Source organism: Levilactobacillus sp. HBUAS70063 (assembly GCF_038374745.1).
In the GTDB taxonomy this organism is placed as follows: Bacteria; Bacillota; Bacilli; order Lactobacillales; family Lactobacillaceae; genus Levilactobacillus.
Window position 1 is genome coordinate 40,281 of the sequence record NZ_JBANSM010000008.1, and the last position, 11,557, is coordinate 51,837.

General features: G+C 38.4%; 8 protein-coding genes. 7 read left to right on the plus strand and 1 reads right to left on the minus strand.

All coding sequences use genetic code 11. From position 1 onward, the window contains the following. The first annotated feature begins 710 nt into the window (after window positions 1-710). From V8I28_RS11715 to tnpC, 7 genes are all read left to right on the plus strand, one after another. Entirely contained in the window at window positions 711-2,741 is a 2,031-nt protein-coding gene (locus V8I28_RS11715) for an alpha-glucuronidase (protein WP_341780277.1), read from the plus strand. 19 nt (window positions 2,742-2,760) lie between these two features. Continuing rightward, a complete protein-coding gene (locus tag V8I28_RS11720) occupies window positions 2,761-4,629 on the plus strand; it encodes a sialate O-acetylesterase (RefSeq protein WP_341780278.1) in 1,869 nt (622 codons plus the stop codon). Window positions 4,630-4,651: 22 nt separating this feature from the next. After that, window positions 4,652-6,208, plus strand: coding sequence for an MFS transporter (locus V8I28_RS11725; RefSeq protein WP_341780279.1), 1,557 nt, complete (start codon window positions 4,652-4,654; stop codon window positions 6,206-6,208). A gap of 129 nt (window positions 6,209-6,337) precedes the next feature. Then, on the plus strand, window positions 6,338-7,813 hold the full coding sequence (locus V8I28_RS11730; protein ID WP_341780280.1) for a GH39 family glycosyl hydrolase: 1,476 nt from the start codon (window positions 6,338-6,340) through the stop codon (window positions 7,811-7,813). A gap of 175 nt (window positions 7,814-7,988) precedes the next feature. Then, on the plus strand, window positions 7,989-8,171 hold the full coding sequence (locus V8I28_RS11735; RefSeq protein ID WP_341780281.1) for a hypothetical protein: 183 nt from the start codon (window positions 7,989-7,991) through the stop codon (window positions 8,169-8,171). Then, window positions 8,161-8,427, plus strand: a complete 267-nt coding sequence (tnpB, locus tag V8I28_RS11740; RefSeq protein WP_445928213.1) for an IS66 family insertion sequence element accessory protein TnpB — start codon at window positions 8,161-8,163, stop codon at window positions 8,425-8,427. Before V8I28_RS11735 ends, tnpB begins: the two co-directional genes overlap by 11 nt. A gap of 55 nt (window positions 8,428-8,482) precedes the next feature. After that, complete coding sequence (tnpC, locus tag V8I28_RS11745; protein WP_341780312.1) at window positions 8,483-9,556, plus strand: IS66 family transposase; 1,074 nt, start codon at window positions 8,483-8,485, stop codon at window positions 9,554-9,556. A 214-nt stretch (window positions 9,557-9,770) separates the two neighbouring features. Here the strand turns inward: tnpC and V8I28_RS11750 are convergent, their stop codons facing one another. Then, window positions 9,771-11,294: an MFS transporter gene (locus V8I28_RS11750; protein WP_341780282.1), complete on the minus strand. Its 1,524-nt coding sequence runs from the start codon at window positions 11,292-11,294 to the stop codon at window positions 9,771-9,773. Window positions 11,295-11,557 lie beyond the last annotated feature (263 nt).

The following is an 11,557-nucleotide window of genomic DNA, read 5'->3' on the forward strand; positions in this document are numbered from 1 at the left end:
ACTATTAGTTAGTGACGAGCTGTAGAATATTATTTGTGAAATAAAGTTTTTAAGGTAAAATGACACGTTGATGATCAGATCAGATTCTCGATGATATTTCAGATTCTTACTAAATTCGAGTGTATATTTGGAATGGTCTGATGGGATGATATCGTGACCTTATGGTCTAGTAGTGTGGTAAGCAATATGAAGATTCGTACATGAAATATAAGTACGAAAACCATTGTCATCATAATTATAAATTTTTGGGGCTAAAAGCAATTGGATGATAAAGACTCGAAATTATAAAAGTTCTAGTTATTATAAGGCCTCTGACGGACTTACACTTAGACTTCACACAGGCCCTTTTAAAATCAGCCTTATTAAAAAAAGATGGTTGTTAGAAACATACTAGAGGCTAATTGAGTAAAGCAGCCAACAGATATGGTAACTGACATAATTATTTTCCGTTCTTTTAAGAAGTATTCTGAACTAAAACTAAATTGAATTGGGTCATGATTTGACAAAAAATCGTTACATCTGAATATGGTTTTTTTTTCTGTAAACGGTTACACTTGTCGCAGTGATTAGGGATAATCATTATGATCATTTGTACAGATATAGCAGAATGCGTATTTACTAAGATTTCGTAGTCAGCAAAGTGGGAATTTTCAATACAATTGTAAGACTGATTGCGTTTGAAGAAAATAATTGAGAAAGGAAGCAAAGATGTGAATAATACATGGGTTAATGAAGATAATATTTCGTCATTTATGGGTAATGATGTTTTCTACTTTAACCAGGCGAGGATTGAGATTCAAGATACAATCGGGTTGCGTCTGCGAAAAGAAATTCTTGAGTGGTTAAACTGCGAGATTACTTACGAACAACAGGATGCTACAATTATTTTTAATTATTGTAACTCGAAGTTTAAGAATGATGATACATATCACATTTATCAAACTAAAGGTAAAACTATCATTGAAGGCAACGGATCAAAGGCGATGTTGTACGGATTTTATGCACTTATTAGATTGCGAATGAGTCATCAGTCTGAACAAGATTATACTTCTACACCAGACCAATCAATTCGAATGATTGATCATTGGGATCAAATTGATGGTTCCATTGAGCGAGGCTATGCAGGTGCGTCAATTTTCTTTGGTGCTTTAAATAAGTTAGATAATCCAGATCGTGGTGATTTTGGTGTTGACAGGGTAGATGGCGATCCGTTCAGACATAATCAAGAGAAACTAATAACCTATGCTAGAATGTTAGCTTCTGTGGGTATAAATGCGATTTCGCTCAACAATGTTAATGTTCGTGGTCAAGGAACTAACTTGATTATTGACCCATATTTAAGTGAAGTAGCGGAATTAGCAGATACTTTTAGACAATTTGGGATTAAGTTGTTTCTGTCTATTAATTGGGAATCTCCAAAGCACATTGGAGGGTTAGCAACTTCTGATCCTTTAGATGAAAATGTTAAAAAATTCTGGAAAGATATTTGTCAAGGCATTTACAAAGAGATCCCTGATTTTGGAGGTTTCTTGGTTAAAGCGGATAGTGAAGGGGAACCCGGTCCGTACCAGTATGGAAGAACACATGCTGAAGGAGCAAACATGTTGGCAAGGGCAATCGGTCCATATCAAGGTACTATTATTTGGCGTACGTTTGTTTACAATTCAAAGCAAGATTGGCGTGATAGACGAACAGATCGAGCTAAGGCGGCATTCGAAAATTTTAAACCGCTAGATGGACAATTCGATAAGAATGTAATCTTACAAATTAAGTTTGGCCCTATTGACTTTCAAACCTCTGAACCACTCTCTCCTCTGTTCGGTGCACTGAAGCAGACTAACCAAATGATGGAATTTGAAATTTCTGCAGAGTACTTGGGACATCAAATTGACGTTAATTATGTTGTTCCTCAATGGCAGCATATGATAAACGTTAATACTAAACAACCAGATTTGAAGGATGGAACTTCTAGTCAAGTATTGCGAGAGACTAGTCTCAATGTTGAAAATACAGGCTTTGCTGCAGTTGGGAATGTGGGTATGAGTCCATTTTGGACTGGAAATCCCTTGGCTTTAGCAAACTTATATGGTTTTGGACGTTTATGCTGGGATAATCGTGCTACTGCAAACGATATTCTGAAGGAATGGCTGGATCAGACTTTTGTGGAATCTAATGCCACGACAAAAAGAAGTATTTTTAATATTATGTCTACTTCCAATGAAACCTATAGAATGTATAATGCACCTTTAGGTGTTGGGTTTATGGTTGTTCCTCATTTTCATTATGGCGTTTCAGTAAATGGCTATGAATATGATCGGTGGGGAACGTATCATTTTGCAGATCGGAATGGGGTAGGGGTTGATCGGACTCAGGCTACTGGAAGTGGATTTACTAAGTTCTATTCACCTAAAGTGGCATCTCAATACGAAAATGTAGAAACCACGCCAGATGACCTTGTCCTATTTTTCCATCACTTGCCGTATACTACCGTTTTAAAAAATGGAGAAACTTTAATTCAGACAATTTACGATCAGCATTTTGAGGGTTATGAGCGCTCAAGCAATTACTTGAAAGAGTGGCAGAAACTATCAACCGATTTAGATAAGAATATCTATGAAAAAGTCTTACAGTGTTTGCATAAACAATTGCAGAATGCCTTGGAGTGGCGTGACCAGGTAAACACATACTTTTACAGAATGTCAGGGATAAAGGATAAGCGAGGTCGGAAGATATATCAGTAAGGAATCGCAGGCGTTGATAATGGATGAAAAATTATTTATTCCATACTTATTGAGAGACGGGGTAGTCTTACAACGAAATAAAAAGTTTTGCTTTTGGGGATATACAACATCATGTAATTCAGTGAGGCTGGAACTTAATGGTAATGTTTTTACAACAACATCAAATGATAGTGGATACTTTGAGTTTGAGCTACTACCACAAGAAGCTAGTGGTCCCTTTGAAATTACGATTGAAACCCAGAATAGAAGAGTAAAGATCCATGATGTCTTATTTGGTGATGTTTGGTTACTTGGTGGACAATCCAATATGCAACTGTGGATGGACCGTCTAAAGACGCGATATCCAAGAGCTATTAGCGAAGCATCTAATTCGAATATCCGTTTCTTCATAGTTCCCCAGCACTTTAACTTTAATTGCGAGGAGGATGAACTAGGTTCAGGAGAATGGAAGAGAGCCACTTCTCCAGATATTCAGGGACTTTCGGGTATAGGTTACTTCTTTGCACAGCAGCAGTATGCTAAAAATCATGTTCCAGTTGGACTGATCTCAACAGCTATTGGCGGTACGCATGTTAGAAGTTGGGTAAGTTATCAAACATTAAGTCGACTACATGAGTTGCCAACGAATTTTGATCGTTTGAAGAGTCCAAAGTTTTTGGAAGCAGTTCAACGTGATGAAGATAGATATCAAGAGCAGTTTTTGAAGACGGCTGATGAAACTGATATGGGAGGTGACTCGTGGCAGTCGTCGAATTATGATGATTCAGACTGGGGGTCCATTGATCTAAGTAAGCAGTTGCCAAAGCCATTTCGTTATCCAGGTGTTATATGGTTTAGAAAGAGAGTGCATGTTCCGCCTAAGATGGTTGGTTCAGTAGCCCAATTGAGTCTAGGAACTTTCGTTGATGCTGACGAAACATTTGTTGATGGACAAATGGTGGGGCATACGGATTATCAGTATCCTCCAAGGGAATACGTTATAGGTGAGTTGAAATCAACATTTGAATTGGTAATAAGACTCAAAGTATTTAATTATCCTGGAGGAGCTCGTTGTGGGAAGAAGCATTTATTAATTGCCAATGGTGAAACATTGGATCTTGATAAGCAGGGCTTGTGGAAAATAGCACGTGGAAATTGGCTACCAGAAAGAAAAGAACAAATCTTTTTGCAGTATGAGCCGGTTGGGTTATTTAACGGAATGATTTCACCGCTTAAGAGACTGAATATTGCGGGGATCCTGTGGTATCAAGGAGAAAGTGATACTGGGGAAGCACATGGTTATGGAAAAGTATTTAAGGCACTAATCTCAGAATGGCGTCATTTGTTTAAAGATAATAAGTTGCCATTTTTATACGTACAATTACCCAATTGTGGGATTGAACCTAGCCATGTCTGGGCAGCGATCAGGCAAGAACAAATACAAGGTATATGTTTAGCACACACGGGTATGGTTGTCTCTTTAGGACTGGGTGAAGACAATGACTTACATCCGACAGATAAGAAGACGATAGCGGAAAAATTATCGTATGCATTAGAAAATGTGGGTAAGTATACAGATGGATATTGCACAGGCCCATTGGCAGTTGGTGCTTGTCGGAACTCTCGCAAGATTGTTGTTCAGTTTAAAACTTTTGAACATCAACTTATTCTGAAAGGAATCCCTATGTTTGAAGTTTTCACTCGAAATAGATGGTATTCTTTGTCTGGAGGGGAGGTTAGAAATAATACAGTTAGTGTAGAAACACCGGGAAATATGGATCTAAGTGAAATAGAGTTAATTCGCTATGGGTGGGGGAATACACCTAAAATATCGATTGAAAATGAATCACTTGATCCGGCATCCCCCTTTTGTTTAAGAGTTTTTGAAAATGTTGAAAGCGCTTTATAAAAATGTTTGAGGTGAATTATAAATGGATAATGAGGTAGAAACTGCCAATTCTACAACAGGTCGTAAAGTAGGAATGTGGCATAGTATTGCATTTGGTGTAACTGATCTAATGGGTGGAGGATATGGTGCGCTGATTGGTGCCTATCTAATGTTCTTCTTCACGACTTTCTGTAATCTAAATCCGTTGGAAGCTGGAAGCATTATTGGATTGGCTAAGATCGTTGACTCAATAACTGCTATTGTTATGGGAAAGTTTTCAGATGATTTTTGGAAGACAAAATTAGGTCGTAAATATGGCCGGCGACACTTCTTCTTGCTAATTGGGTCTCCGATGATTCTGATTGTTTATAGCTTATTATGGATACCAGGAATCGGTTTTTGGTATTATTTGATTGTTTACTGCATTGTTGAGATTGTTGTAACGATGGTCTTGATTCCTTATGAGACTTTACCGTCTGAAATGACTACTGATTACAATGAACGTTCAAAGATGTCTACCACTCGCATGTTCTTCTCAGGTAGCATTACGTCTATTGTAACGTTAGTTGGTGGGTTAGTCATTAGCATTATGGGTGATAAGAACGCATATGCTTATACGGTTATTGGTGCTATCTTTGCAATTATCTTTAGTATTGCGGTCCTAATTACGTATAAATTTACATGGGAACGGCCAATTTCTGAAATTCAAGCCACACTTCCTGATGATATTAAAGAATCAGATGTTCAAGAAAGGACTAATTTGGTAAAGTTCTTTTGGGAAGCAATGGTTTCTTACTTCTCAACATTGAAAGTTAAGGCGTTTCGGCAACATATGTACTTATACTTGTTAGGTGTTACAGCACAAGATCTATTTTCTGGAGCATTCGTGTATTTCATTGTTTTTGGTTATGGTCTATCCACGTCTACCGCATCTTGGCTCTTGTCACTGGGTATTATTGGATTGCCATTAACTCCAGTGAACTACTGGTTGTTTACCCGATTGGGCGCTCGTCGCTGCTACGTTTTCTATTTCACGATGGTAATTGCAGGTTTAGCAGCGTTTTATGTGATGTTCCAAATGCACTTGACTCATGGAATGTTAATTGCTTCATTGGCAATAGTTTCAACGTTGTACCTGTTCTTTAAGGGTGGTGCTTATTCAATTCCTTGGAATGTTTTTCCATTTATTCCGGATGTTGATGAGATTATCACTGGTAAGCGTCGTGAGGGTGAATTTGCAGCCATGATGAACTTTATTCGGAAAGTGACTTCAGGTATTGCAGCTGTATTCTTAGGATGGGTTTTATCTGAAAATGGATTTAAGAGCGGTGCTACCACGCAATCTCCACAGGCTATTCAAGCTATTGTAGGTATTATTGTCTTCGGTGTTGGCGGGCTTACACTGTTAGCGATCCTGTTTGCACTTACCTTCAAGTTAGATGTTCATACACACGAAGTTCTGGTCGCTGAAATTGACCGGCTTAAAGCTGGTGGTCGTAAAGAGGACGTGACTGCTGAGGCGAAGAAGACAGTTGAATCTCTGACGGGTATTACTTATGATAAGTTATGGCCAGTTTCGAGTAAGGCTAAAATGAATTAGTAACTTTTAATTACAAGAGAGGGTTAGTCTACTAGAAGCTGTGGACTAATCCTCTTGCTTGCAGAAATTGCTTAAAAGATTAATTAGAACGCATATAGCTTAGTAAAAGATTTAGAGGTGGATTTGATTATGAAGGAATATAAACTTGACTTATCATCTACTGATCCTATAAAATTTCATAATTATGCAACGCGTTGTATTGGTACAGGACGACTAGGATTAGCATTACGCCAAGAGTATTTGGATCAATTATCGTATATTCAAAAAAACATTGGTTTCGAATACATTCGTGGACACGGATTATTTGCTGAAGATATTGGAATTTATCAAGAGTATGAAGATGATTCAGGGAAAGTACATGCTGAGTACAATTTTACGTATTTGGATCAAATTATGGATAATTATAAAAGAATAGGGATTAAACCCTTTCTTGAATTAGGATTTATGCCTCAAAGATTAGGATCAGGAACAAATTCTGTATTCTACTGGAAAGGAAATATTACCCCGCCAGCCGATGAATCAAAATGGGTAGAGTTAATTCAAAAAACACTTATTCATTTGAAAAAGCGCTATGGAAAAGGAGTTGTTGATTGGCCCATTGAGATATGGAACGAGCCAAATATTGATCAATTTTGGAAGGATGCGGATATGAAAGCATATTTCAGATTGTTTGAAATTACTTTTTCAGCCATTAAAGATGTAGATCCTAATTTTAAAGTTGGTGGTCCAGCAATTTGCGGTGTTGATGATAAACGGTGGTTATCTAATTTTATTGAGTTTTGTGAAAAGAAGAAATTAAAATTAGATTTTATATCTCGTCACTTTTATACTGTAGATTCATCCCAAATTGAAGGGCATTATCGTTATCCAAATTTGAGAGATGCTGATGAAAGCTTAAATGAGCTTAGTGTTTCACGTCAAATTATTAATGATTCAAATTATAGCACTAAGCTACCAATGTATGTTACAGAATTTAATACATCATATAATCCTGATGCACCACTTCATGACACTGTTAGAAATGCAGTGTACGTGGCTTACTTATTATCTAGGATGGGCGAAACTTCTGATGTGTATTCGTATTGGACATTTGGTGATGTGTTTGAAGAGAAGGGGATCCCATTTACCCCCTTCTATGGTGGATTTGGATTAGTAGCGAATCATAGCATTCCCAAACCAACATATTGGACATTTAAATTTTTCAATTCTCTAAAGGGGAGATGTATATTAAAGAATGATTCTCTCATTGTAATGCAGCGTGATGATGGTATGTTAGTTGGGATTATGTGGAATTCGAGTTCAACAGTGAAAAAAGTTCAATTGACGATGCCGGACGGAGTAGGTCAGTCTAGTATTATTACTCAGACGATTGATGAAGATCATGGTAATCCATTGAAAATTTGGCATGCCCTTGGTGAACCAGCTAGTTTGGATTCGTCAATGATTCAATTACTTAAAAGAAGTGCTGTCCCATCCGTTTCAACTAAATTAATTAATAGGAATAATATTTCTATAAATGCAGGACCTAACTCTTTGATTTATTTTCAAGTTCAGTCAGAAACTGATAATTCTGATCGTGGGTTTGATTATGGCAAACTAATTTAAAAATTGATTTGGTAATTTGAGATGTTCAGTAACCAGAGAACCATAATTTATGACTAATCGATTTATTGCCAGTCGTAGATAGTCATAAGGTAAACACCTAATAACTGACCGTCTATGATTGATGGTCGCAACACGATATGATTACCTCATCAAATAAATTGGTGAGGTTTTTATTATGGACAAACCAGATATCGTGCAAGTCAAAATACCGCGTCAGGCTGTTGGAACAACGCCAGTTGTTCCCAGCCGGGCAGTTCAGCTCAAAGTTGGCAAAAATAAGTCAGTTATTATCTACAATAAGGCCAATGGTTATATAGTTGACGCGCTCTTAAAGGCAGTGTTTAACGATGCTCATTGATCCGAGTAAGATTGGACAAGTTTATATTGTCTGTGGCAAGACCGATCTTCGCCGCGGAATCGACGGATTAGCGGGTGTTGTTCAGGAGCAGTTCAATCTTGATCCATACAGCCAAGCGCTCTATCTCTTCTGCGGTACCAGAAAGGACCGTTTCAAAGCTCTTTACTGGGACGGAGACGGCTTCTTCTGTTGTATAAGCGTTTGGAGAATGGTCGGCTTCAATGGCCAACGAATCAGGATGCCGTGCGGAAGTTGAACTATAAGCAATTCGTACGCCTTATTATACGTATAAGTGCGACGACTGCGAAGGCATTGATAGCCTTGCACATCTTATCCAAGGTGCCATTCCAAGACCAATAATGCCTCACAGCCTGGGTTCGGCTTCAGTTATTGCGGAAATTATCCACCAAAAGTTTGAGCAAGGTGTCCCACTATCTCGACAGTTAAAAGACTGGCAAAGAATGGTGGCAGCGTTGTCCGAGACAACTTTGGCGAACTGGATCATAAAATCAGGAGATTTAATGAGGCCACTATACAACTTAATTCGCGATAAATTAGTAACCCAGCCTTACCTTCAAGGCGATGAAACGCCAATGCAGGTCATCAGAGAGCCCGGTAAGATAGCTACGTCGAAATCCTACATGTGGGTCATGAGATCAGTTAGGAAAACTCCTGAGCATGCGGTTCTGTATGCTTATGGCTCCACCAGATCTGGAACTTTCGCCAAAAACTTCTATCGAGGTTTTGCGGGCGTACTCCAATGCGATGGCTATGCCGGTTATAATAGTCTGAGCGAAGACGTCATCCGAGTAGGATGTTTTGCCCATGTCCGTCGGAAGTTCTACGAAGCAACAAACGTGAACGGAAAAGTTATGATGAGTCGTCCGCTAGAGTTGCTAGATAAAATGTTTGCCCTGGAGCGAGAATGGAAACAATGGTCTCCTCGTGCTCGACGGCGCCAACGGAAACGGCGATTACATAAACTTATGGAAAAATTCTGGGCTTGGATTGACCAAGTCAACGAACTGCCTAAAAGCAGACTGGGCAAAGCCATCACCTATACGCAGAACCAGCGAATGGCGTTAAATAAGATTATCGACTACGGGTCGGTGGATTTTAGCAATAATACCTCAGAACGTAACATGAAGAGCTTTGTGATTGGTCGAAAAAATTGGCTCTTCAGTACCAGTCCTGCCGGAGTTGAGGCTACGGCGATTTGGATGACGCTAATTGAATCTGCCAAAATAAATGGCATCAATCCGCGTGATTACGTGACCTACCTTCTGAATAAAATCCCCAACTACCAGATTTTGCGAAAAAGACTGATCTGGAAGCTTATTTACCATGGAATTATCGACAGTCCTGTAATAAAAGTAGCATTTTAAACGCAATAGCCGCTTGAAGCATGGAAGAGAAGGCCCGTCCTCAAAAATCGAGGACGGGCTTTCTCTTTTTACTACAATTCAATACGGTCAGTTATTGGGTGCTTACGTTTGTCCATAATAAAAACCTCACCAATTTATTTGATGAGGTAATCATATCGTGTTGCGACCATCAACCATAGACGGTCAGTTATTAGGTGCTTACTTTACATTGTACTTACTTGGAATTCGAAATATTGGTTTTATTCCATTCTGGGATGGACGAATAGTCAATACCTGTAAGCTCTTTAACGGTGTCTTTCGTTTTATCAGTGGCGTCCAACATATTACCACCGTCGTTTAATCGTTTTATTTCATCGATAATGATTTTATGACTCTTTTGATCAAGTTTGAAGCGCATTGCAATAATTAATGAAATTAAAATTAAAATAGAAACACCGAATACTAGAATACCACCGATCATATTTTGAGAGCTAACGGATTGATTAATTTGTCCTTTGACGTATCCTGATGCATCTAACAAGATACCGACAATAAAAGTGGCAACGGCAACTGTAGATTTACGAACAAATACCATAACGGCTGCAAAGACACCAGCTCTTTTTTTACCCGTTACTAATTCATCAAGGTCCGGGATGAAAGGAAATAGGTTCCACGGGATAAAAGTTAATCCCGACTTACCAAATTGATATATTAAGCCAGCAATAATTAATAAAACAAGTGTATCTTCTAGACCGAGTTTCCAAATTGCTAGCCATGTAAAGTTGCTGATGATAATTAAAGTGTAAGATGCAAAGAATAATTTTCTAGGAGTTGTTTTAGTAAACAGCCAACCTAAAAGAATTGTGATAGGAATACCAAAAAGACTAAGCGATTGAATATTGGCAGCTAAGGTGGTTGTCTTATGTAAATCAGAAACAATAAAGTAAACAAAGACGGCGCTCCAAGTATCCATAGCGGTGAAAGAGCATAAGTAGATTAATAAATGTTGTCGAAAGCTTTTGATTTTGAGAGTTGAGAAGTAGTCATTCACGGCATTCTTCAAAGTAAACTTTTCTTCTCCCGCCCGGAGTCGGGCCCCTTCTCTTTCATCAATGAAGCGTTCCCAAGTAGTTCCCCAACTAATTGCAACACAAATTGAAAAAATAATTGCAAATAATAATCCGTTGATGAAGAAAGGAAGCGCACTATTTTGGCCGAGTACTCGAAATAATTGCCCAGGAATGAATGTTGCTAAGAAAGTCGCGGTTCCTGAAATAACTAAACGAGTAGAAGATAACTTGGTACGTTTGACATAATCAGTAGTCATTTCGTTGGGTAAGGTTTCCCAGGGAATAGTTATCATAGCTACGATAATTTCAAATAGTAAATAAGAAAAAAGGTAGTACCAGTAAGTCATGCCACCGATCCATATAAGAGAAAATTCTAAAGTTAACGGAATCCCGATAAGTAAAAAGAAGTGTCGCCGACCGAAACGTCGGCCAATCTTAGTTCTCCAAAGTTCATCGGTAAGATTGCCCATAATCAAACTAGTGAAAGCGTCGAGAAATTTAGCTAGTGCTAAAATCGATGCCCCTTCAGTTGCTGTTAATCCAGCATATGTTGTATAAAAGAACAGTAGCCATGCGCCGACAATAGCGACAAACCCGCCGCCCAGCATATCAGTTACACCAAAGCCTAAAGAACGCCAGATACTAATGTTTCCACGAGGAGTATAGATTCTTCGATTCCGATCGTCCATAAATATAATGCCTCCTGTATTAAAAGGTGCGTTTGATATATTAGTATATTAATAATATATTCTTTTGTGAAAGCGCTGTCAATGACGATTTTTTAACCAATTGAGGGATACCAGTTGAATTAGCATAATTTGCGGAGAACGGAGGGCAGCTATAGAAAAATGCAGAAAGGTTTGCAAGATGCGAGGAAAGCGGTTACAATGATATTGATATATTAGTATACGATATCTGTTAATGTTCTGAACTTCTTTTAGGAGGTTAGTTA

Bases quoted from the DNA above. Each gene is read 5' to 3' on its own strand.
- V8I28_RS11720 (WP_341780278.1), top strand. From the start codon at position 2,761: ATGGATGAAAAATTATTTATTCCATACTTATTGAGAGACGGGGTAGTC.
- V8I28_RS11725 (WP_341780279.1), top strand. From the start codon at position 4,652: ATGGATAATGAGGTAGAAACTGCCAATTCTACAACAGGTCGTAAAGTA.
- V8I28_RS11730 (WP_341780280.1), top strand. From the start codon at position 6,338: ATGAAGGAATATAAACTTGACTTATCATCTACTGATCCTATAAAATTT.
- V8I28_RS11735 (WP_341780281.1), top strand. From the start codon at position 7,989: ATGGACAAACCAGATATCGTGCAAGTCAAAATACCGCGTCAGGCTGTT.
- tnpB (WP_445928213.1), top strand. From the start codon at position 8,161: ATGCTCATTGATCCGAGTAAGATTGGACAAGTTTATATTGTCTGTGGC.
- V8I28_RS11750 (WP_341780282.1), bottom strand. From the start codon at position 11,294: ATGGACGATCGGAATCGAAGAATCTATACTCCTCGTGGAAACATTAGT.